Raw genomic sequence first — 20173 nt, 5'->3', positions numbered from 1 at the left:
CGGAAAGCCCCTCCGACCGGATTGAGGCGCATTATCGACTGCAAGACTTTAAGACGGCGTAAACCCTGAAAAAGCCCGGGGTGAGCCAAATTGAAAATCCAGGTTCCATAACCGCATGGATCGTGGCAATCCCATGGCATAATCACTGTTTTTGAATGGCTGCGAGCAAAACTAGATAAAATTTTCAGAATTTTTTTGCTTGCGATTAACCTTTATTAACCAAATCGCCTTACCTTCCCTAACATCGATTAACTGGGCCAATGGTGCCGGGTGGATGGCTGGCCTTGTCTCAAAGGGGGCACTCATGCGAGTTCTGCTCATAGAAGACGATAGCGCGACAGCGCAGAGCATCGAGTTGATGCTGAAGTCTGACGGCTTCAATGTGTATACGACCGATCTGGGGGAAGAGGGCGTCGATCTCGGCAAACTCTATGACTACGACATTATTCTTCTCGACCTGAACCTGCCCGATATGAGCGGTTACGAGGTCCTGAAGCAGCTGCGCGTAGGCAAGATCACCACCCCGATCCTGATCCTTTCCGGCCTTGCCGGGATCGAAAACAAGGTTCGCGGCCTGGGCTTCGGTGCCGACGACTACATGACCAAGCCGTTCCATAAGGACGAGCTGATCGCCCGCATTCACGCCGTGGTGCGCCGCTCCAAGGGTCATTCGCAGTCGGTCATCAATACGGGCAAGCTGACCGTCAATCTGGATACCAAGACCGTCGAGGTGGAAGGCAATCGCGTGCACCTCACCGGCAAGGAATACCAGATGCTGGAACTCCTTTCGCTGCGCAAGGGCACCACGCTCACCAAGGAGATGTTCCTGAACCATCTCTATGGCGGCATGGACGAGCCGGAGCTGAAGATCATCGACGTCTTCATCTGCAAGCTGCGCAAGAAACTCGCGGCCTCGACAGGCGGCGACCATTATATCGAGACCGTGTGGGGACGGGGCTATGTGCTGCGTGACCCGGCGGAGAACAGCGTTCCCGCCAAGGCGACCGCAAGCGCCTGATGGAGAGCCGGGGGGCTCCACTGTCACGCAAGGTTGAGTAAAAAAGGGCGTCTCCCGCGGGAGACGCCCTTTTCTATTGTCTTATTCTATTATCTTAGGTGCCGGTAAATGCCGGGGTCAGCCTTTGGGCTTCGCCACGATCGCGAAATCCTCGCCTTCCATGCGCGCCTCGATATCGAGGCCGAGCGACCGGGCCACCGCGCCGGTGAAATAGGGCTGCGCGGCGCGGGCATCGAGAAAAGCCTCCGTGTCGGGACCATGCAGGAAACGCGAGGTCTCGTCGGGAATACGGGCCGCCTGCCCGATCGAACGCACCAGAATGGTCGGTGCGGAAATCTCGCCTTCGATTTTCACGACGACCTCGCCCCCGCGCGGCACTGCGGCCATGCCGATGAGCACCATGTTGAGCAACAGCTTCACATAGTCCTTGCCCATATTGGCGGCGGGCGCTTCCCAAACGATCTTGACGCGGTCCCCGGCCGTCATCGCCTCGATCACGGCGCGCGCATCGGCCAGATCGATCTCCGCACCGGCAGAGCCCGCGGCGCCGAAAGCCAGACGCGCGAATTGCAGCTTGGCGGAGGCCTGAGCGGCGCTGTCGGTGATGAGCTTGATCGCGTGCGCACGCATCTCCTCATCATCGTCCTCGGCCAGAACTTCGAGCCCGTTGACGATCGCCCCTACCGGGCTGATGACGTCATGGCAAACCCGGCTGCACATCAGCGCCGCCAGTTCCAGCGCCGGCACTTCGGTCATTTCAGTCATTTTGCCCCGCGAGAAGTGTGGAATCCCCGTTTAGCCCCGAACCGTTCCTCATGGCGCATTCGCCGGAATAAAAACGGCTCAGTCTCATCGATGTCGAGCCGGATCGGCTCCAAGCCTTTAAAATCTGATAGCATCGCAACGCGGACAAAACCAGCCCGACACCCTTTCGTTTAACGGACCTATCATGGCTTGACCCTGCACCGGTCCGGTGCTGTTCTCCCGCATCTTCGAACCGCCAGCCGGAGGATCCCGCTTCGTGACAGCGTCCAGCCCTGCCCCTGCAACCGACCGAGGAACGCTCGCTCGGGAATTGCGCCGTATCGCCCTGATAGCGGGCGCCGCCATCATGCGCCATTACGCGACCGACTTCGAGGTGAAGCAAAAGGACGATAACAGTCCGGTCACAGCCGCCGATCAGGAGGCGGAGGATATTATCCTGCGCGAGCTGGCAAAGGTAACGCCCGACATTCCGGTCGTATCGGAAGAAAAGGCCGCCGCCGGCTACATCCCGGAATTTTCCAACCGCTTCTTCCTGGTCGATCCGCTCGACGGCACCAAGGAATTCGTGAACAAGAACGGCGAATTCACGGTCAATATCGCGCTCATCGAGGATCGCGTACCTGTCGCAGGCGTCGTCTATGCGCCTGCCAAGAACAGGCTTTTCCTCGGCTATGGCCCCGGCCAGGCCTACGAGCAGGAGCTGGCACCGGATGCGGAAGGGCTGATCGAGGGCGCAGCCGAACCAAGGCGCATTGCCGTTCGCCGTCCGTCCGAGGAAGGCATGGTCGTCGTCGCCAGCCGGACCCACCGCGATCAGAAGACGGACGAATATCTGAGCCTCTACAAGGTGAAGGAATTTCTGGCTGCGGGCTCGTCGCTGAAATTCTGCCTGGTCGCAGCGGGCGAAGCAGACATCTATCCCCGCCATGGCCGAACCATGGAATGGGACACCGCAGCCGGTCATGCGGTCCTGGCGGCCGCCGGCGGCTCCGTCACCCAGCTCGACGGTACGCCCCTGCTTTACGGCAAGACCGAGCGGGGCCTCGACAACCCCTTCTTCGTCGCCAAGGGCTCGCTCGCCTGAGCGGTTCTGCAACATTCGATAAAAAGTCAGGGCCCGCCTCGTTTCCGAAGCGGGCCCTTTTCGTCCAAGGCGGTGCTGTCGAGGCTGCCCCAAAGTCGACTGAAGAATTGCGGCCGGCGCGAGCCCGGAACTGGCCCCCCGACCGCCGGAGGCTCGCGCCGGCCCCGCCAGGCCAGTACGCAATACAAAAGGGGCCTCGGCGGGAAACCGTTACCCTCAGTAGAGCAACGCTCATGCCAATGGCCTTTTGTCCCATAGTGAAACGGGGCGTAGCACCCGCCCATCGCTGCTGAAATTCCGTAATTGCCTTGAAAAAGACCAGTTTTCTTCACCTCGCGACCATCTGGCCCGGCTACCCACTGTCCTCGACATGGCGTGCAGAAAGCCGACGCTCCGTCGCACCGGCTTTGTAAAACCTGCGTTAAAGTGCCTGAAAGAGACAGTGATTCCCGATGGGAACCGGTCCTCCGGTTCGACGGACGTCTTTAGCAAATGGGAGAAATCCGAATGGCCATCACGACACGTTCCCCTGAGACCTCACGCAAGGCTCGCACCTTGCTGAAAGGCGTCTGCATGGCGGGACTGGTTGCAACCGCCTCCGCGACGGCTTCTCTGCCGGCCATGGCCGGACCGAACGACGCCACCCAGGCGCCCAAGGTCGAGAGCAAGTCGGAAAAGACCTATACCGAGCAGGAAGTCGTTGCCGCAGCAGGTGATTTCTTCGGCGGCGTGTCGGAAGGCCTGGCCAAGGCCGTACACCGGGTCTTCGCGCAATACGGCCAGCCCAACGCCTTTATCAAGGGCGAGGAAGCCAGCGGCGCCTTCATCATCGGCCTGCGCTACGGCCAGGGCGATCTCGTCATGAAGCAAGGTGGCCGGTCCAAGGTCTACTGGCAGGGACCGAGCGCGGGCTGGGATTTCGGCGGCGACGCGGTGAAGGTCTTTACCCTCGTCTACGACCTGCCGAATACGGACGCGATCTACCAGCGCTTTCCGGGTGTGGAGGGCAGCGCCTATCTTGTGGGCGGTGTTGGCGTGAACTACCAGCAGCGCGGCGATATCATCCTGGCACCCATGCGCTCGGGCATCGGAATCCGGCTGGGTGCCTCGGTGGGCTATCTGAACTACAGCCGCGAGCGCGAATGGCTGCCCTTCTGACACACCTGCGGTGAAACTGTCCTGATTGAGGACATGTCGACTGGAATGGACCCCTCTTTTCTGGCAGTTTGGCGCCGATTGTCGTCCGCCTGCCAGTAAGAGGTGTCCATGATCGAAAGCCTGATGCTGTTCGCGCTTGGCTTTCTGATAGCAACACTGTTCGCCATCATTGCAAGTCAGTTCATCTGGCGGCGCGCCGTCACCGTCACCACACGCAATCTGGCCGGAACCGATCCGGCCGGAGAGGAGCATGACGCCCTGCGCGACATGCTGAACGACCGGAACGCCCGCCTGACCGAGCTGAGTAGCCGCCTGGAAAAACTGGAAGCCCAGGAAACCAATGAACCGTCCTCCTTCCCCGGCACCGATGGGGTGGAGGAACAGCAGCGCCAATCCGAAACGGAAGCCGCCGAAACGGAAGCCGAGACGGCCCGGGAGATGGAGCGCCTACGCGCGCGCCTGACCGAGCTGGAGGCCGAGCTTGCCCGCTCGCAGGCCGAACGGCAGGCGCAGGATGACCACCTTGCCGCCATGAACCAGCGCATCGCAGATTTCGAGGCCGCCCTGTCACAGAACGACCACCGCAAGGAACAATCCCAAGCCAGCCTACGGCACATCGGCGAGAGAGCGGCCCGCCTCGCCTACGATCTCAACAACATCGTCGAGGAAATCGCTCCACGCGATAAGCCCCGTAAAGCGCCCGAAGAAGCGTCAGAGGAAGCGCCAAAAGAAGAGCCCGAGGAAACGGCTAAGGCAGAGACCGGCGACGAGGCCGAGGAAAAAACCGGCGAAACGCCCGAAGACGGCCAGCAGGGCGCCCCTCAGGGTGACGGGGTCGCCGACACGCTGGAAGAACTGACCGACAGGGTGCAGACCGCCTATGGCACGCCATCGGAGGGCCCCTCTGCCGCCCTGCCCGCCTCCGCCGAAAACCCCATGGACGATAACGGCGAGAAGCACGCCGGAAAACCGGGGGCTTCTCCGCTGGATGAGCGTATCCGCGCCCTTGAGGCCGGCCTGCCCCACTGATCCCGCTTAAGAATCATTGCACGGACCGCAGGCTCCTGCTCTCCTCATACGGATGAACTCCATCGGAGGAGAGGACCATGGCTTTCGCCTATCCATTGACCGGACTGGTCACGATTTTCGTACTTCTCGTTTATTTCTGGATGGCCTTGCAGGTCGGCAAGGCCCGTCAGCGTTTCGAAGTCCCCGCGCCGCGCATGGATGGCCCTGAAGAGTTCCTCCGCGTACTGCGCGTCCAGGGCAACACCACGGAAGGGCTCGCTTTCTTCCTGCCCGCTCTCTGGCTCTTCGCGCTGACGATCGGCGATCAATGGGCCGCGCTGGTAGGTGTCTTCTATCCGCTCGGACGCATCGTCTATGCGCGCGGCTACTACAGGGAAGCGCTGAAACGCTCCACCGGCTTCACCATTGGCATCCTCTCGACGGTGCTCCTGCTCATCGGCGCATTGATCGGACTTGTAATGACACTTGCCGGTATCGCCATCTAGCGCGCCCCTAAGACCGCCCGATACCGACAAAGGCGCGCCGCGAAAAGCCGTGGCGCGCCTTTTGACGTTCAGACCGGATCACACGGATATGTGCCCGGAAGCGTTACACCTCGTTAACCTTGCGTAGAGCTTCCTTATCTACTCTCAGCCCGGAATCGGAAGGCCGCCACGTCCCTGCGGGTTCGCCCCGCCGACCGGCGCCACCACAATGTCCGCGGAAGCCTCTATGCCAAGTTTGACGCGCCTCCTCTATACCGCCGCATGTGTCACGGGCCTCATGACAAGCCACGCGCTGGCCGGGGCCTGGCCGCAGGAAGCCGGAAAAACGCAGGCCATCACCACCGTCACAGTGAGCCGCGCCACCGATGAATTCGATGACAATGGCAGCAGCCGCAGCACGTCGCGCTTCCGCAAGGAGAGCGTCGAGCTCTACGGCGAATTCGGTATCGACGACGAAACGACGCTGATCACGAAAATCGAGGTTTCCAATCTCCATCCCGAGCCCCCGGCCCAGAGCGCGACCGGCTTTGGCAATACGGAGATCGGCGTCCGGCGGGTAATCTGGAACGACGCCGATCAGATATTTTCCCTGCAGGCTTCGGCCCTGCTGCCGGGCCGTTCGCTTCTGACGTCGGAAGGCACGGATGCGGAGCTTCGGGCTCTCTACGGCTATACCTTTCCGCTCTTCGGCTACCCCTCCTACATCGATGCCGAACTGGCCTATCGGCTGCGGACGAACGGCTACAAGGACGAGATCCGCCCGGACCTGACATTGGGCGTCCGCACCAGCAGGAACTGGCTCCTGCTCCTCCAGTCGCTCAATGTTTTTTCATCGGGCGATGGCTCCAACCTCGCCTATCAGGGGCGGCAGCATAAGCTTCAGCTTTCCGCCGTCCGGCGGCTGACGGATTCCGTATCCTTCCAGTTCGGTGGATTCGCGACGGTCGCGGGCAGTCGCACCCCTGCCGAACGCGCGGTGATCGCGGCAATCTGGGTCAATTTCTGACCGCGTCCCTTACTCAATACTGAGGAGCGAGACGGAGAAGCCCGGTCACACCTGGCCGCTCGACGGCATGCTGCGGGGCCGGCCCGGCAAACTCCTTCGCACCGCCGATCAAGGGCGCACCCCAGCCCAGAGCCGCGCAAAGCCCCAATGCGACGATGGCGCCTTTGCGGCCTTTCGCCTGAAGTTCGGTCGATGCGATCCAGGCCGCCGACGTTGCGACCAGCACCGCAGCCGGCATCCGATAATCCACACCCCAGCCGAACAGCGCATTGGCCCCGGCGAGCATGGCGGGCAGCGCTAGCGCAACGAAAGCGCCGCCCATGTGACGCCGCCCCTGCCCGACGAGCAACGTATATCCAAGCATGAAGATGACCAGCGGCGTCAGATACAGCATGGGATAAAGCTGCGCCTCGACCATATCTCCAGGCGCCGAGGCCAATGAGGAAACAGGATCAAGGAAGAGCCGCAGGAACTCCAGCGGGCTCGCTTCAAGGCTCGAAACCAGACAGTAGAGGCTGAACAGGACCAGAAAGGTCGGCAGGATCGAAACGAGGAAAAGCGCCGTGAACGCGCGTATGTCACGCCGCGCCGCGCGATCTCTCAGCGGCACCAGAAAAGCAAGTACCGGAATAAAAACCGCCACCTCCGGCCGAACCAGCGCCAGCAACGGCAGAAACAGTCCGAACGTCATCTGGCTCTGCACATCCCCGTTCACATCGAGCCTGTTGGCAGCATAAACGAGCATGCCGAAGGCCAGCGCAAAGGGGATCGATTCATTCGCGTTGACCGTCAGGTAGATGACAAGCGGCTGCGCGGCCACAAGCGCGAGCAGCAAAACGGCTTCCCACACCCTCCAGCGATCGCTCTGCATCGCCTTGAAAAGCAGTCCGAGAGAAAAGGCGGCGCCAAGCGACGACACCATGATCAGCGCGGCATGCAAATTCCAGATGCCCGGCAAGACATTCAGCACCGCAACGACGAAGAGCGATATCCAGGCGTGAGGCGCAACCTCCATCTCGCCGGGACGGTCACTCCAGAACCCCTGAAGAGCGGGCACCAGATGATGCAAGGCAGGCAGTTGCGCCGCCACCAGAACGAAGAAGGCCAGCGCCGGCACGATGACGACGAAGGCCGTTGTCGCCTTGCGCGGCGCCGGGAGCGTCACACTATTTGCCATTCGCAGCCCCTTCCAGTTGCGCAAGCGCATGCTTGGTCTGAAGGCTCGTGCCGTGTTCCGTCTTCTCCCAGTAATGCGGCATCGTAATGAGCTGCCACAGCGCCTTGTAGGCGGCGACCGAATGCAGAACCCAATAGAAGGGCTGAAGAATGCCCTGAAGGACCAAGTCGTAATAGCGCCGCTTCAGGGCGGCGATGATGCCGAAATAGACAAGGAAGAGATTGCCGACGATCAGATTGAACGCCGCAATGAAAGCAACCGGTTCCGGCAGAAGATCGCCCAGTTGAATCCAGTTCGTCGTCAGGCTGACAATCGTCACCAGCCAGAAAAACGGATTGATGAGCATGACGAGCGGCGGCCCGCCCACGAAGAGCTGAAAACTCAAAAACCCCTTGGGCCCGATGGACCGCCACAGATGATAGGGATGACGCATATGCACCAGCCAGGTCTGCATATAGCCTTTCACCCATCGCGACCGCTGCTTGATCCAGCTCGGCAGAACGCCGTTGGCTTCTTCATAGGTCGTCGAGTTGATGACGCCGACCGTATAGCCTTCCTGCGCGAAACGGACGCCGAGATCGGCATCCTCCGTCACATTATAGGGATCCCAGGCGCCGACCTGCCGCAACACCGAGACACGAAAATGATTGGAGGTACCGCCCAGCGGAATGGGGACCTTCAGCCAGTCGAGCCCGGGCAGGAGAAAATCGAACCACTGCGAATATTCCAGCGTGAACATCCGCGTCAGCCAATTATCCTGGCGGTTGAAATAGTTCAGGCGCGCCTGCAGGCAGGCCACGCTGCTTTCCGACCGCCTGAAGGCGATAACCGCCTTTTTCAGCTGGTCGGGCTCCGGCATATCCTCCGCATCATAGATGGTCGCGAACTCGCCCCGCGCAAAGGTAAGGGCGTAGTTGCAGGCCTTGGGCTTCGTTTTCGGCTCGGAATGCGGCACGCGGACGATTTCGAAGCTGGCCGGCATACCGAGTTCCTTGGCAGCGGCAATCGTCTCCTCGTCATCCTCCTCGAGGATAAATTTCACATCGAGCTTGGAAGCGGGATAGTCCAGCCCTTTCAGCGAATTGACCAGCAGCGGCAACACGCTCGCCTCGCGATACATCGGCACCAGAACCGTATAGACGGGCAAATCCTGATCGCGGATCGCACCGACATCGCCATCCGAGATCTGCACGTCCACATTCCGGTTCGCCCCTACCCAAGTGAGCAGAAACTTGAAAAGGAATGTCACAAGATAAAAGACGGTGAGCACCGCCATTGTCCCCACGAAGACATCCCCGGGCCGGGCCACGCAGAGCGCCAGATAAAGAATGCCCAGCGCGATCAAACCGTTGCGCTGGGGAACGGTCATCGTGATCTTCGCGGAATGCTCCGGCATCCGGGAATAAAGCGCATCGAGCGCCTGCGCGCTGTCTTCCTCGCGAAAGAGCCGCTGGGTCTGCCAGAAAATGTCATAGGGCGACGTAATGACGAATGCATAGCCCTTGCGCCCGAACCGGGTGCGCGCCCATTCATGCTGCCGGGGCGTGACCGCCGTCGTCGCGAGAATGACGCGGCCGCTTTCGCGCTGCCAGGGGATGAGCCCCACGGAAGCGTAGTCGTTCCGGTCTCCGTAGAAACACAGGCTGGGATCAACCGGATGCACCTGGAGGTTGACGAACGGAACCCTCAGCACATCCGCCAGCGTGCGGAAATAGTCGATCGGCCGGACTATCCCCTTCCCCAACAGCACATGACCGAGGTGGGACCCCCACCGGTCCTGCTCTTCCATCGCCGCCGCGAGCGTATCCGGCGTCAGCAACCCCTTGCCCAGCAGACGCTGGCCGACCTTGATATGCAAGGCAGACTGATCGCCCTTCGGCATCAGGGAAAGACCGGTGGATATGGGAGCGGATTGAGGAAAAGCTCTATTCATTTCCAGCCCTTGAAGGCGGCACGGAACAGTGGCGCGCGGATAAGGGCGAATTAAGCAGGAACAGAGTTAAGAAAGCGGATACGCGGCGCGGGAAACCGGCCCCGAATTGGCACTTCAAAAGCAAAAACCCGCCGGAATTCGGCGGGTTTTACATGCATCGGACTGGCATCCCCTAGGGGACTCGAACCCCTGTTTCCGCCGTGAGAGGGCGGCGTCCTGGACCACTAGACGAAGGGGACGCGGTCCGGTACGGGCGCCTCGTATATGACGGTTTGGCATCCCGGATCAAGTGCAATCGGCTTGAACGGCCTCGTTGTGCCGGGATTTTCGCCGGCTCCGCTGCGCTAGCTAGGGGCTGCACCCTAAAAACACCCCTCTGCACTGCGTCAAACCACCGCATACTCATCCCGGTTTACGTAGAAACACTCACATAGAGAAACATTATACATTTAATTACAATGCATTAATGAGCATATCTAACTCATTCCATCCCGCAAAATTATTTTGCATTGCACAAGAAACAGTGTTGACAGATTGTCACGAGTGCGAGATATATAACTCACGAAACACAGTGATCGACCTCCTCCCCGATCGTGTTTCTTGAAGCCGCCAGCGCCTCTCCTCCCTCCTCCCCGGCGCTGGCGGCTCCCTCCCTCCCCTGAAATCCGATCGAACGCGCAAAAGCGCAGCAAGTCCCGCCGCCGATGATGCGCCGGACGCCTGAATTGCCGTGGAATTTGCGATGAAAGCTGCGAGAGCCCGTCTTACCTGGCTGCCAGGCCGGAAACGGGATTGAGGCGGAACCGGCCGAGCTCTGCGCCGGTCTTCGTGGACAAGACGACGATCTCTTCGGCGCTGTCCGAACCGACCAGCACGGCCATCCTGTCATCGGTCATGTTCATCGCGCGAACCTTCTGCCCGCGCGCGACGTCCACGTCATGCGTTCCGAAATATCCCTTGGGATGCTCGACCGTCTTCGTATCGCCCGAAGAACGGTAAATCAGGACCCCCACGACAAAGGCAAAACCGATCACGAGCACCACGCCCATGCCGACAACGACCAGCGTCAGGAGACGCATATCCTGAGGCGGCGGACCTGCGCCATCCGGCGAATTGCCTTCCGGGGCCGTTTCCATACCCTGCGGCCGGGCGTTATCGTCGGTCATGAACATCTCCAGAGATTCGAATGAAATGCCCTATAGCGATGCGGCTCAGCCTACCACTCAGGACGACAAGATAACGGCGTCAGACGGTATGGGCACACGCTACGGCTTCACCGTCACCGGCGAAGATGCCGGCGCCCGGCTCGACAAATATCTTACCACGACCCTCGCAGGCAAGGCGAAGGCGCCGGATGCGCCGCTTTCGCGCGCGCGCATTCGCCAGCTTCTCGAAACGGGGCAGGTTCTGCTGACGGCAAAACCCGGCGCCGCGCCCAAACCGGCCACCGACCCGGCCTACAAGGTGCGCGAGGGCGAGCATATCGTCGTCACCGTGCCCGCGCCCCGGCCCGCCGAGCCGGTCGGCCAGGAAATCCCGCTCGACATTCTTTACGAGGATGCCGACCTCATCGTGATCGTGAAGCCCGCCGGGCTGGTCGTGCATCCTGCGCCCGGCAATCCCGACATGACGCTCGTCAACGCCCTCATCGCCCATTGCGGCGATCAGCTCTCCGGCATTGGCGGCGAGAAACGCCCCGGCATCGTCCACCGCCTCGACAAGGAGACGAGCGGCGTCATGGTGGTCGCCAAAAGCGACCGGGCGCATCAGGGCCTCGCCGCGCAATTCGCCGCCCATGGCCGGGACGGCAAGCTGGAACGCGCCTATACCGCGCTCGTCTGGAGCCGCCCGGAGCCCACCTCCGGCACAGTGGATGCGCCCATTGCGCGCTCCACCCAGAACCGCCGCAAGATGGCGACCGTGCGCTCCAGCGCCGCGAGCGGCGCGCGGGAAGCAATCACGCACTACAAGACGCTGAAAAGCTGGGGCGAGCCGCCGCTCGTCTCGCTCGTCACCTGCCATCTGGAAACCGGGCGCACCCACCAGATCCGCGTCCACATGACCTCGATCGGCCACCCGCTGCTGGGCGATCCTGTCTATGGCGGCAGCCAGAAGACCCGGAAAGTGAAGCTGCCGCCCGAAGCGCAGCAGGCACTTGAGAGCCTCGACCGTCAGGCGCTTCACGCCCATTTGCTCGCCTTTGAGCATCCCGTGAGCCACGAGAAAATGCGCTTTGAGGCCCCCATACCCAATGATATTAAAAGCTTGATAGATAGTTTAGAATTAGTATAATTACTAACAAAGGTCCTTTTCTCGCCAGCTTTCCTCCCCATATTGGAGAGGCTGTCAGGCTGGCCCGGGCCCGCAAAGGCCCCTTTTCTTGAAGGAAGCGGACCAACTTGTTTGAACGTCAGCGGACCCCGGCACTTCCTGCCGGCGATCCAGATTGAGGGGTTCTCATGGCTACGAAACTCGCCCCGGCGCCTAATCCGGAAGGCAGCCTGTCTCGCTACCTGCAGGAAATCCGCAAATTTCCGATGCTGGAGCCGCAGGAAGAATACATGCTCGCCAAACGCTGGAAGGAGCATGAGGATTCCGAAGCCGCCCACAAGATGGTGACGAGCCATCTGCGCCTCGTGGCGAAGATCGCCATGGGCTATCGCGGCTATGGCCTGCCCATCGGCGAAGTCATCTCCGAAGGCAATGTCGGCCTGATGCAGGCTGTGAAGCGCTTCGAACCGGAAAAGGGCTTCCGGCTCGCCACCTATGCCATGTGGTGGATCCGCGCTTCCATTCAGGAATACATTTTGCGCTCCTGGTCGCTCGTGAAGATGGGCACCACGGCCGCGCAGAAGAAGCTCTTCTTCAACCTGCGCAAGGTGAAGGGCCAGATCCAGGCCATAGAGGATGGCGATTTGCGGCACGAACAGGTGACCGAGATCGCCGACCGCCTCGGCGTGACCGAGGACGAGGTCATCTCCATGAACCGCCGCATGGCGGGTCCCGACAACTCGCTCAACGCGCCGCTCCGACAGGACAGCGAAAGCGGCGAGTGGCAGGACTGGCTGGTGGACGACGCGCCGGATCAGGAATCGGAACTCGGCGATAGCGAGGAAATGAATCTGCGCCGCGAGATGCTGGCCACCGCCATGCAGTCGCTGAACGAGCGCGAGATGCACATCCTCACCGAGCGCCGCCTGAAGGACGACCCGGCCACGCTGGAGGAACTGAGCCAGGAATACGGCATCAGCCGCGAGCGTGTGCGCCAGATCGAAGTTCGCGCCTTCGAGAAGCTGCAAAAGGCGATGAAGAACGCCATGCGCGAGCAGGCAGACGCCCGCAAGGAAGCGCTGGAAACCCAGTAACGAAACGCAATATGTGACGGCCTGCCCGTATCGGGCGGGCCGTCATTGTCATTCGCTTCCCCAAGCTTTTTTCGCAACAGGGAGACCCTGCATTTGGGACAGCCCGACAGCGACGGCCATTCCGGCCGCGCCTTTCGCGGAATCATGAAATCCGAGACGGCACTCGCCATCCTCGCCGTCCTCGCAGTTCTCTACACCGCCTATGCTGCGCAAAACCTGATCGCCCCCATTACGGCGTCGATCGTGGCGAGCTTCATCCTGAGCCCGCTCCTGCGCATGCGCCTTTTTCGGCGTCTTCCCGCAGCTCTCACCTCCGCCATCCTGGTCATCACACTGATCGCCACTTTCTGCCTTGGCGTTTTTCTGCTCTACGGCCCGGTTTCCGAATGGGCCCAGAAAATACCCGAAGCCCTGAGCCAGCTGCGCCATGACACGGCCGCCCTCAGCAAACCGGTCCAACAGATGCAGGAAGCATCCGAGACGGTGGAAGAGGTCGCGCGGTCCATGGGAAGCAAGCAGCCCGCGCAAACCGTCATCGTGCGCGAGCCCGGGCTTCTGCAGCAATTGATGGCCGTCGCCGGCCAGAAAGGCGCGTCGATCCTCGTCTTCTTCGTGCTGCTCTATTTTCTGCTTTCGTCGATCGAAGTTCTCTATTCGCGGATCGTGAGCGCTGTTGAAAAAGCGGGCGAAAAGGAGAAGGCGCGGCGCATTCTGCGAACCATCGAGCGCGAAATATCGCACTATCTGGCGTCGATCACGCTCATCAATATCGGCCTGGGTGTCGCCATCGGTTTGAGCATGTGGGCGCTGGGCCTTCCCGATCCGCTGCTCTGGGGCGCGCTCGCCGCGCTTTTCAATTTCGTGCCCTACGCGGGCGTTATCGCCGGCATGGCGCTCACCGGCTTTGCCTCCTATATCGCCTTCGGCAATCTCGCCGAGGCATTTTACGCCCCGCTTATCTACTTCTTCTGGAACGCCATCGAGTCGCAGATCGTGACGCCGACCATCCTCGGCAAGCGCCACACCCTGAATGCGGCCATCGTGTTCGTCTCGATCGTTTTCTGGGGCTGGCTATGGGGCGTGATCGGCGCTGTCCTCGCCGTCCCGATCCTCGTGATCGCCAATGCCATCTGCGCCCATGTGGAGCATCTGAAGCCGATCAGCTATTTCATCGACGGCACGCCCCGGCCGCATGCGCCTCTGCCGGAGTGAGGCCGGGCGTCAATCGGCGACGACGCCCGTCCCCACGGGGCAGCTCACGCCGGTACCGCCAAGCCCGCAATAACCGTCGGGATTCTTGGCGAGATATTGCTGGTGGTAGTCCTCGGCGAAATAGAACTCGGGCGCGTCGAGAATTTCCGTCGTGATCTCGCCGATCCCGCGCTTTGAGAGTTCCGCCTGATAGGCGGCGCGCGCCGCCTCCGCCGCGTCGCGCTGCGCGCCGGAAAAAACATAGATGCCGGAACGGTATTGCGTGCCGACATCGTTTCCCTGCCGCATGCCATGGGTCGGGTTGTGGCTCTCCCAGAACACTTTCAAAAGCTGCTCATAGCTGACCTGCTTCGGGTCGTAGACGACCAGCACGACCTCATTATGCCCGGTCTGCCCGGTGCAGACTTCACGGTAGGTCGGGTTGGGCGTGTAACCCGCCGCATAGCCGACGGCGGTGACGTAAACGCCGGGAATATCCCAGAAACGCTTTTCCGCCCCCCAAAAACAGCCAAGGCCGAACATCGCCTTCTCGGCGCCGGCCGGGTAAGGCCCCTTGAGGGGCGCGCCATTGAGAAAATGCGTCTCGGCAGTCGGGATGGGGTCGCCGCGGCCCGGAAGAGCCTCGTCGCGGGCGGGCATTTCAGCGGATTTGCGCATGGAAAACATGGAAACCTCCCTCGCCCGGTCGGGGCGCATGGTGTTGATATCGTCTTACCTGCAAGATAATGCGCCTTGCCCCGCTCTTCACCCCTTCATGCGCTGCGGACTCAAATCGCTTGCCTCCTTCCGGCCTGCCATTTAAAACCGTGAACATGATTTACATTTTTCCCGATAGCGGCGAATTCTCGCCCACCGTGGCGCAGAACAGGGCGCGCAAGATGCGCGAAATCCTGTCGGTGGCGCTGGACCTTGCGGTGGAAGGCGGGCTCGACAATCTGACGCTGCACGGGCTCGCGGAACGCATGGGCCGCTCCGTCGCCGCCGTCTATCGCTATTACCCGTCGAAAGAGGCGGTGGTGCGCGAACTGCAACGGCTGGTCGCCACCCATATCGGCGTGCTGAACGCTGACACAGCCGACCGGATCGACGGCTGGGCGCGGGAAGAAAGCCTGTCAGAACAAGACTTTACGCTTGCCCGCATCATCGGTGCGGCCCAGACCTATGAACTTTTCGCGGTGGCCTCGCCTGCCGAGTTCGGCCTCGTCACGCATTATCTCGGCAACCCGGCCAATGTGCTGTCCGAACAGGATGTGCGCATGGTCTTCGATGTGACGCGCGGAAGTCTGCAGCGTCTGGCCGATTTGATCGCCGACGCGGAGGCCAAAGGCGTTCTCGACAAGGGCGATGCGCGTGAGCGCGCACTGATGATCTGGGGGGCGCTGCAGGGCGCGATCCAGCTTCTGAAAGTGACGCGCCGCGGCGCGGCCTGGGGCGAGGCCGGCGGGCTGCCGGACGCCACGGTGCACACGCTGCTGCTTGGTTGGGGCGCCGATGGGGCAAGGTTGGGCATGATTGCGGGCAAGGTTCGAACCATGCAGCTCGCCGCCCCGCAGAGACAGGTGCGCGACCTCTTGAACAGCAATGACGACCAAACGCCGAAACAGGCGCCCGACAAAACAAATGCATCCTGAGGGAGGATAAAATGGCTGAGCACGATCTGGTAATCCGCGGCGGCACGATTGTCGACGGGACGGGCACCGACCCCTTTACCGGGGATATCGCCATCGACGGCAACAAGATCAGCGAAGTCGGCAAAGTGACCGGCAAGGGCAAGCGCGAGATCGACGCGAAGGGCCTGATGGTCACGCCGGGCTTTGTGGATATCCACACCCATTACGACGCGCAGGCGACCTGGGACCCCTATCTCACCCCCTCCTCGCAGCATGGCGTGACGACGGTGGTGATGGGCAATTGCGGCGTCGGCTTCGCGCCGGTGAAACCGGAATCGCGCGACGAACTCATCGACCTCATGGAAGCGGTGGAAGACATCCCCGGCGCGGCGATGCATGAGGGCATCAAATGGGAATGGGAAAGCTTCCCCGAATATATGGACGCGCTCGACAAGCGCAGCTACGCCGTCGATATCGGCGCGCAGATGCCGCATTGCTCGCTCCGCGTCTATGTGATGGGCCAGCGCGGCATCGACAACGAACCGGCAACGCCGGAAGACATCGCAAAGATGCGTGACCTCACCTATGAAAGCCTGAAGGCGGGCGCGCTCGGCTTTTCCACCTCGCGCACCGACCTCCACAACACGCTGCAGGGCGACCCCGTGCCCGGCACGCTGGCGGCGACCGACGAACTCTTCGGCATCGCCGACGCGCTGAAAGCCTATGGCGGCGGCGTTTTCCAGATCGCGGCGACGCATCGCGAGATGGAAAAGGAATTCGACTGGATGCTGAAAATGGCAAAGGACACCGGCCGCATGGTGACTTTCCAGATCCAGCAGATCGACGAAGCCCCCGACCTCTACCAGAAGATGCTCGACCATCTGGACGAAGCGCGGGCTGAAGGCGTCACCAATATTCGCGGCCAGCATTCCGGACGGCCCGTCGGCCTCCTCATGGGCTGGCAGACCTCGGTGCATCCCTTTATCGGTTTCCCCGAATACCGACCTTACGCGGAGATGCCCTTCAAGGAGCGCCTGGAGAAGCTGAAGGACCCGGCGGTGCGCGCGGAAATCACCGGCGGCAAGAATGTCGACAAGCTCGGCGATTTCGGCACCTTCATTACCACGAGCTTCCACAAGATGTATCCGATGGGCGAGAAGGAAAACTACGAGCCCGCGCCGGAAGATTCGATCGCCGCCATCGCCGAACGCGAAGGCAAGACGCCCGCGGAAGTCGCCTATGACGCGATGATGCTGAATGACGGTCAGGCGATGCTCTATTTCCCGCTCTTCGGCTATTCGACCAATGATTACACGGCCATCGAGGCAACGCTGCGCCACCCGCAGACGGGCCTCAGCCTTGCCGATGGCGGCGCGCATGTCGGCGCGATCTGCGATGGCGGCACGCCGACCTTCATGCTGACGCATTGGGCGCGCGATCGCTCGCGCGGGGCGAAAATGCCGATCCAGGACATCATCCGTATCCAGACCAAGGACACGGCGGAACAGTATGGCCTGCATGACCGCGGCGTGCTGAAACCCGGCATGAAGGCGGATGTGAATGTGATCGATTTCGAGAACCTCACCTTCACCCATCCTGAAATGCGCTTCGACCTGCCCGCGGGCGGCCGCCGCCTCTGGCAGGGCGCAAAGGGCTACCGCGCCACGATCCTCTCCGGCGTGGTCGTGTCGGAAAACGACGAGCCGACCGGCAACCTGCCCGGCCATCTCATTCGCGGCGAGCAGGCAGCGCCCGCCGCGTAAGGAAAGCGTAGAAACATATGCAGGAGCGTCATTGCGAGGAGCCCTCGGGTCTTGCCTTGAGCAAGCCCAAGGACAGGCTCCTCGACGAAGCAATCCAGCGCTAAAGCTGCGGCTCTGGATTGCCGCGCGCCCTGACGGGCGCTCGCAATGACGATTTTGTTCAGAAAGACGAACACGTCAAAACATCACCCCTTCCGGACGCGGGCCTTCGGGCCCGCGTTCTTCTTGAGTACATGGTTTCATGGATACCCTGATTTCCGTCTTCGCCGACGCGATGCCGCCCGCGCCCGACCTGGCGCTCGCCTTCGCAGCGGTACTGTTTTCCACCACGCTGAAAGCCTTCGCCGGTTTCGGCTTCGGCCTTTCCGTGGTGCCGCTGTTGTCGCTCATCATGCATCCGGCGCAAGCCGTGCCCATGGCGCTGATGCTCGACCTGATCGGCTCCTCGCAGCTCGTGCCCATGGCGCGCAAGAAGGCCGACTGGAAATCGCTGAAACTGCTCGTCCCCGCCGCTTTCGTCTGCATTCCGCTCGGCGTCTATGCGCTGAGTGTCGTGCCCGGCGACGCCTTGCGCATCGCCATCGCGGTGATCCTGCTCGCAACGGTGGCGCTGATGGCGACCGGCGCGCGCCTGCCCGAACACCTCCCCGTTCCCGCCGTGCTGGGCGTGGGCGGCTTTGCGGGCATGCTCTCCGGCGGCATGGCGATGCCCGGCCCGCCCGTGATGGTCTATTTCCTCGCGCGCCCCACGGCGGCGGCGGTCAACCGGTCCTCGCTCCTGATGTTCTTCTTCTTCACCGATGTAGGATCCATCGCGACGGGCCTCATCTCGGGCATTGTGGGGCTGAAGATCATCTTGCTCGCCATCATGCTGAGCCCGGCGCTGATCCTCGGCAACATCACCGGTCACTGGCTCTTCGGCAAGGCACATGACACGCTCTACCGCCGCATCGCACTGAGCCTGCTGACGATCATCGCTTTGGTGACGCTGGTGGAAGCGATCAGGGGCTGAACCAATCCGCCAACTCTTCCCACGGTTCCAATGACCAGTAGCGCGTCGCCGCGCCGGAGGGCGAGGTGAGGACGAAGGTGACGGGCTCGCCTTCGACATCCGGCTGGCGGCCATAGGCGATCTTCCCTGTTGGCTTGCCGAGATAGAAGCTCGCCGCGCGCTTGCTGGTAAACGCGATGGCCTGCGGCTTCGCTTTCGCCAGCCGCGCGCGAAGCCCCGCCGCATCGAAATCCCCCGCCTCGATTTCATGGTCCATGCCGGAACCGGTTTTCGACACATCGGTGAAGCCGATGCCGAGTTTCGTCAGGTCACGGAATTCATGCGGGGCGAAGCGTCGCGGCGTGAGGCCGACCTCATGCAGCGTGCGCCAGAATCGGTTCTGCGGATGCGCATAGTAAGCGCCCTCCGCCGCCGAGCGCGTGCTGGCCGCCGTGCCGATAAAGACGAGCCGGAGGCCCGGCCTCAACATGTCGGGGAGGATGTGTGTCTCTGACATTAAGAAGAATTCAGCCCTCTGCCATCTACCTGAAATCCCGGCGGGAACGATAATAGCAAGCTCGCACGTCAAGAGGCGAATGCAGATCCGCTCCGGCCGGCCGCTCCCCCCTTACCCCCGCACTTCCGGCCGGGGCGGACACCTTCATTCCGTGCGCGAAATCCCCTCGAAGTCAGGGCTCAAGACCCTCCAAATCGGAGACTCACGAAATGCGAAAAGTAACAGGGATTCCAGCCACACTGGGAGCGGCCGCCATTGGCGTCGCCCTCACGGCGGCCACAGCGGGAACGGCGCACGCGGCAAGCGCGCCGGCCGTGGGCCAATTGAACGCCAAGGCCGCCATCAGCGGTCTCTACAACAAAACCAATAACAGCGACGCCATGTGGGGCGAAACGCTGGACGGCTCCGTCACCGCACCGCTCACGCATGATTTCGGCTTCCAGACCGATGCCCTGCTCGGCTCGCGCCAGGGCAGCAATCTGCTCGGTGTCGGCGAACATATCTTCATGCGCGACCCCTCAACCGGGCTTGTCGGCCTGACGGCGAGCTATCTCAAGGCGGACGTCAACGGCCCGACCGGGTTTTACGGCGTGAGCCGGATCGGCGGCGAAGGCGAGCTCTACTCCGGCCCCTTCACCGTGGCGATGCAATCCGGCTATCAGGCCGGCCATCATGTCGATAACGGCTTCTATGGTTCGCTGACCGGCTATTGGTATGCGGATGACAATTTGCGGCTCGGCCTCGGCGCGGAAAACGACCCGACACGCGACACGACGGGCCTTGCCGATGTCGAATATATGCCGCATCTCGCCGACGCGCCGGGCATGGCGCTCTTTGCCAATGCAGGCGCGGGCGACCATGACTACCGCGCGGCCCGGATCGGCGTGCGATTCTATTTCGGCGCGGACAAGAGCCTGAAGGACCGCAACCGCGAGGACGACCCGGTAACCAATTTGCCGAACGATGCGCTGGGCAGCGTGCCTCCGGCGCCGGAGACGGCAATACAAAACCACATCGTCTGATCGACCGCCGTTCCAGTCTCTTCAGGCCGGTCGTCACG

Annotated in this window: 19 protein-coding genes and 1 tRNA gene; 13 read left to right on the top strand and 7 right to left on the bottom strand. The window is 61.7% G+C overall.

All coding sequences use genetic code 11. The annotated features are described in order from the left end of the window. The first annotated feature begins 304 nt into the window (after positions 1 to 304). Positions 305 to 1018: a response regulator transcription factor CtrA gene (gene ctrA / locus ACSSVQ_RS14760; RefSeq protein WP_167090362.1), complete on the top strand. Its 714-nt coding sequence runs from the start codon at positions 305 to 307 to the stop codon at positions 1016 to 1018. Between the two features lie 117 nt (positions 1019 to 1135). On the opposite strand, the gene chpT is transcribed toward ctrA, so the two are convergent. Next, positions 1136 to 1783: a histidine phosphotransferase ChpT gene (gene chpT, locus ACSSVQ_RS14755; protein WP_454184128.1), complete on the bottom strand. Its 648-nt coding sequence runs from the start codon at positions 1781 to 1783 to the stop codon at positions 1136 to 1138. Positions 1784 to 2039: 256 nt separating this feature from the next. On the opposite strand from chpT, the gene cysQ reads away from it, so the two are divergent. The 5 genes from cysQ (at position 2040) to ACSSVQ_RS14730 (ending at position 6545) form a co-directional block, all read left to right on the top strand. Continuing rightward, the gene (cysQ, locus tag ACSSVQ_RS14750) at positions 2040 to 2867 is read left to right on the top strand and encodes a 3'(2'),5'-bisphosphate nucleotidase CysQ (protein ID WP_454184127.1); all 828 of its coding nucleotides are present in this window, start codon (positions 2040 to 2042) and stop codon (positions 2865 to 2867) included. Positions 2868 to 3374: 507 nt separating this feature from the next. Further along, the gene (locus ACSSVQ_RS14745; protein WP_454184126.1) at positions 3375 to 4025 is read left to right on the top strand and encodes a DUF1134 domain-containing protein; all 651 of its coding nucleotides are present in this window, start codon (positions 3375 to 3377) and stop codon (positions 4023 to 4025) included. Positions 4026 to 4133: 108 nt separating this feature from the next. Next, positions 4134 to 5054: a hypothetical protein gene (locus tag ACSSVQ_RS14740; RefSeq protein WP_454184125.1), complete on the top strand. Its 921-nt coding sequence runs from the start codon at positions 4134 to 4136 to the stop codon at positions 5052 to 5054. A gap of 77 nt (positions 5055 to 5131) precedes the next feature. Further along, positions 5132 to 5539: an MAPEG family protein gene (locus ACSSVQ_RS14735; protein WP_454184124.1), complete on the top strand. Its 408-nt coding sequence runs from the start codon at positions 5132 to 5134 to the stop codon at positions 5537 to 5539. A gap of 226 nt (positions 5540 to 5765) precedes the next feature. Next, positions 5766 to 6545, top strand: a complete 780-nt coding sequence (locus ACSSVQ_RS14730) for a hypothetical protein (protein WP_454184123.1) — start codon at positions 5766 to 5768, stop codon at positions 6543 to 6545. Positions 6546 to 6558: 13 nt separating this feature from the next. Here ACSSVQ_RS14730 and ACSSVQ_RS14725 read toward each other — a convergent pair whose 3' ends face one another. The 4 genes from ACSSVQ_RS14725 to ACSSVQ_RS14710 form a co-directional block, all read right to left on the bottom strand. Next, positions 6559 to 7722: a hypothetical protein gene (locus ACSSVQ_RS14725; protein ID WP_454184122.1), complete on the bottom strand. Its 1164-nt coding sequence runs from the start codon at positions 7720 to 7722 to the stop codon at positions 6559 to 6561. After that, positions 7712 to 9655, bottom strand: a complete 1944-nt coding sequence (locus tag ACSSVQ_RS14720; protein WP_454184121.1) for a glycosyltransferase family 2 protein — start codon at positions 9653 to 9655, stop codon at positions 7712 to 7714. The genes ACSSVQ_RS14725 and ACSSVQ_RS14720 overlap by 11 nt, the downstream gene beginning before the upstream one ends. A 163-nt stretch (positions 9656 to 9818) precedes the next feature. After that, positions 9819 to 9894 (bottom strand) — tRNA-Glu (locus ACSSVQ_RS14715). 525 nt (positions 9895 to 10419) lie between these two features. Continuing rightward, positions 10420 to 10821, bottom strand: coding sequence for a DUF6476 family protein (locus ACSSVQ_RS14710; protein WP_454184120.1), 402 nt, complete (start codon positions 10819 to 10821; stop codon positions 10420 to 10422). 88 nt (positions 10822 to 10909) lie between these two features. Between ACSSVQ_RS14710 and ACSSVQ_RS14705 the strand changes: the two genes are divergently transcribed. From ACSSVQ_RS14705 to ACSSVQ_RS14695, 3 genes are all read left to right on the top strand, one after another. Next, positions 10910 to 11947, top strand: a complete 1038-nt coding sequence (locus tag ACSSVQ_RS14705; RefSeq protein ID WP_454184706.1) for an RluA family pseudouridine synthase — start codon at positions 10910 to 10912, stop codon at positions 11945 to 11947. 167 nt (positions 11948 to 12114) lie between these two features. Beyond that, a complete protein-coding gene (gene rpoH, locus ACSSVQ_RS14700; protein ID WP_454184119.1) occupies positions 12115 to 13020 on the top strand; it encodes an RNA polymerase sigma factor RpoH in 906 nt (301 codons plus the stop codon). 93 nt (positions 13021 to 13113) lie between these two features. Next, positions 13114 to 14232: an AI-2E family transporter gene (locus ACSSVQ_RS14695; protein ID WP_454184118.1), complete on the top strand. Its 1119-nt coding sequence runs from the start codon at positions 13114 to 13116 to the stop codon at positions 14230 to 14232. A gap of 9 nt (positions 14233 to 14241) precedes the next feature. Here ACSSVQ_RS14695 and msrA read toward each other — a convergent pair whose 3' ends face one another. After that, the gene (msrA, locus tag ACSSVQ_RS14690) at positions 14242 to 14898 is read right to left on the bottom strand and encodes a peptide-methionine (S)-S-oxide reductase MsrA (RefSeq protein ID WP_454184117.1); all 657 of its coding nucleotides are present in this window, start codon (positions 14896 to 14898) and stop codon (positions 14242 to 14244) included. A 146-nt stretch (positions 14899 to 15044) separates the two neighbouring features. Between msrA and ACSSVQ_RS14685 the strand changes: the two genes are divergently transcribed. From ACSSVQ_RS14685 to ACSSVQ_RS14675, 3 genes are all read left to right on the top strand, one after another. Then, complete coding sequence (locus tag ACSSVQ_RS14685; protein ID WP_454184116.1) at positions 15045 to 15863, top strand: TetR/AcrR family transcriptional regulator; 819 nt, start codon at positions 15045 to 15047, stop codon at positions 15861 to 15863. A gap of 11 nt (positions 15864 to 15874) precedes the next feature. Further along, on the top strand, positions 15875 to 17605 hold the full coding sequence (locus tag ACSSVQ_RS14680) for an N-acyl-D-amino-acid deacylase family protein (protein ID WP_454184115.1): 1731 nt from the start codon (positions 15875 to 15877) through the stop codon (positions 17603 to 17605). 241 nt (positions 17606 to 17846) lie between these two features. Further along, complete coding sequence (locus ACSSVQ_RS14675; protein WP_454184114.1) at positions 17847 to 18617, top strand: sulfite exporter TauE/SafE family protein; 771 nt, start codon at positions 17847 to 17849, stop codon at positions 18615 to 18617. Here ACSSVQ_RS14675 and ACSSVQ_RS14670 read toward each other — a convergent pair. Next, on the bottom strand, positions 18607 to 19113 hold the full coding sequence (locus ACSSVQ_RS14670; protein WP_454184113.1) for a mismatch-specific DNA-glycosylase: 507 nt from the start codon (positions 19111 to 19113) through the stop codon (positions 18607 to 18609). The genes ACSSVQ_RS14675 and ACSSVQ_RS14670 overlap by 11 nt on opposite strands. A 209-nt stretch (positions 19114 to 19322) precedes the next feature. On the opposite strand from ACSSVQ_RS14670, the gene ACSSVQ_RS14665 reads away from it, so the two are divergent. Continuing rightward, positions 19323 to 20135, top strand: a complete 813-nt coding sequence (locus tag ACSSVQ_RS14665; protein ID WP_454184112.1) for a hypothetical protein — start codon at positions 19323 to 19325, stop codon at positions 20133 to 20135. Positions 20136 to 20173: the final 38 nt, after the last annotated feature.

This window comes from Parvibaculum sp. MBR-TMA-1.3b-4.2 (assembly GCF_053628815.1).
The sequence above is the reverse complement of the archived record's forward strand: the minus strand, read 5'-3'. Positions and strand labels throughout refer to the sequence as shown.

Bases quoted from the DNA above. Each gene is read 5' to 3' on its own strand.
- ctrA (WP_167090362.1), top strand. From the start codon at position 305: ATGCGAGTTCTGCTCATAGAAGACGATAGCGCGACAGCGCAGAGCATC.
- chpT (WP_454184128.1), bottom strand. From the start codon at position 1,783: ATGACTGAAATGACCGAAGTGCCGGCGCTGGAACTGGCGGCGCTGATG.
- ACSSVQ_RS14745 (WP_454184126.1), top strand. From the start codon at position 3,375: ATGGCCATCACGACACGTTCCCCTGAGACCTCACGCAAGGCTCGCACC.
- ACSSVQ_RS14740 (WP_454184125.1), top strand. From the start codon at position 4,134: ATGATCGAAAGCCTGATGCTGTTCGCGCTTGGCTTTCTGATAGCAACA.
- ACSSVQ_RS14735 (WP_454184124.1), top strand. From the start codon at position 5,132: ATGGCTTTCGCCTATCCATTGACCGGACTGGTCACGATTTTCGTACTT.
- ACSSVQ_RS14730 (WP_454184123.1), top strand. From the start codon at position 5,766: ATGCCAAGTTTGACGCGCCTCCTCTATACCGCCGCATGTGTCACGGGC.
- ACSSVQ_RS14725 (WP_454184122.1), bottom strand. From the start codon at position 7,722: ATGGCAAATAGTGTGACGCTCCCGGCGCCGCGCAAGGCGACAACGGCC.
- ACSSVQ_RS14720 (WP_454184121.1), bottom strand. From the start codon at position 9,655: ATGAATAGAGCTTTTCCTCAATCCGCTCCCATATCCACCGGTCTTTCC.
- ACSSVQ_RS14710 (WP_454184120.1), bottom strand. From the start codon at position 10,821: ATGACCGACGATAACGCCCGGCCGCAGGGTATGGAAACGGCCCCGGAA.
- ACSSVQ_RS14705 (WP_454184706.1), top strand. From the start codon at position 10,910: ATGGGCACACGCTACGGCTTCACCGTCACCGGCGAAGATGCCGGCGCC.
- rpoH (WP_454184119.1), top strand. From the start codon at position 12,115: ATGGCTACGAAACTCGCCCCGGCGCCTAATCCGGAAGGCAGCCTGTCT.
- msrA (WP_454184117.1), bottom strand. From the start codon at position 14,898: ATGTTTTCCATGCGCAAATCCGCTGAAATGCCCGCCCGCGACGAGGCT.
- ACSSVQ_RS14685 (WP_454184116.1), top strand. From the start codon at position 15,045: ATGATTTACATTTTTCCCGATAGCGGCGAATTCTCGCCCACCGTGGCG.
- ACSSVQ_RS14680 (WP_454184115.1), top strand. From the start codon at position 15,875: ATGGCTGAGCACGATCTGGTAATCCGCGGCGGCACGATTGTCGACGGG.
- ACSSVQ_RS14675 (WP_454184114.1), top strand. From the start codon at position 17,847: ATGGATACCCTGATTTCCGTCTTCGCCGACGCGATGCCGCCCGCGCCC.
- ACSSVQ_RS14670 (WP_454184113.1), bottom strand. From the start codon at position 19,113: ATGTCAGAGACACACATCCTCCCCGACATGTTGAGGCCGGGCCTCCGG.
- ACSSVQ_RS14665 (WP_454184112.1), top strand. From the start codon at position 19,323: ATGCGAAAAGTAACAGGGATTCCAGCCACACTGGGAGCGGCCGCCATT.